1 protein-coding gene and 1 pseudogene are annotated in these 730 nt (G+C 62.3%); both read left to right on the plus strand.

Annotation, left to right across the window (positions count from 1 at the left end; translation table 11 throughout):
• On the plus strand, window positions 1-261 hold a 261-nt coding region (locus G3N98_RS39525; protein ID WP_206151153.1), incomplete at its 5' end, for an ABC transporter permease subunit.
• A pseudogene (locus G3N98_RS39530) lies at window positions 258-730 on the plus strand (putrescine ABC transporter permease PotI); the annotation flags it as partial. The gene G3N98_RS39525 and the pseudogene G3N98_RS39530, both read left to right, overlap by 4 nt.

Below are 730 nucleotides of genomic sequence, written 5' to 3' on the forward strand. Positions count from 1 at the left end.
ATCACGCTGCCGCTGTCGAAGAACGGGATCATCGCCGGCAGCCTGCTGGTGTTCATCCCGGCGGTGGGCGAGTACGTGATTCCGGAGCTGCTCGGCGGCGCCGACACGCTGATGATCGGCCGCGTGATGTGGGATGAATTCTTCAACAACATGGACTGGCCGATGGCGTCCGCGGTGACGGTCGCGATGGTGCTGCTGTTGCTGGTGCCGATGGCGCTGTTCCAGTACTACCAGGTCAAGGAACTGGAGGACGCGAAATGATCAAGCCGAGCAAACCGCTGTCGACGGGCGTTCTCGCCTTCGGTTTCCTGTTCCTGTACATCCCGATCATCAGTCTCGTCGTGTACTCGTTCAACGAGTCGAAGCTGGTGACGGTGTGGTCGGGCTTCTCGCTGAAGTGGTACTCGGCGCTGCTGGACGACGACGAGCTGCTGAGCGCCGCGTGGCTGTCGCTGAAGATCGGTCTCTTGACGGCGACCGCGTCGGTCGTGATCGGCACGTGGGCGGGCTTCGTGCTCGCGCGCTTCGGCCGCTTCAAGGGCTTCACGCTGTACACGGGGATGATCAACGCGCCGCTGGTGATTCCGGAAGTGATCCAGGGCATCTCGCTGCTGTTGCTGTTCGTTGCGCTGGAGCAGATGTTCGGCTGGCCGAAGGGGCGCGGGATGGTGACGATCTGGATCGGTCACGTGATGCTGTGCGTGTCGTACGTGGCGATCATCGTGCAGTC

Source organism: Burkholderia sp. Tr-20390 (assembly GCF_017104595.1).
Lineage (GTDB): Bacteria > Pseudomonadota > Gammaproteobacteria > Burkholderiales > Burkholderiaceae > Burkholderia.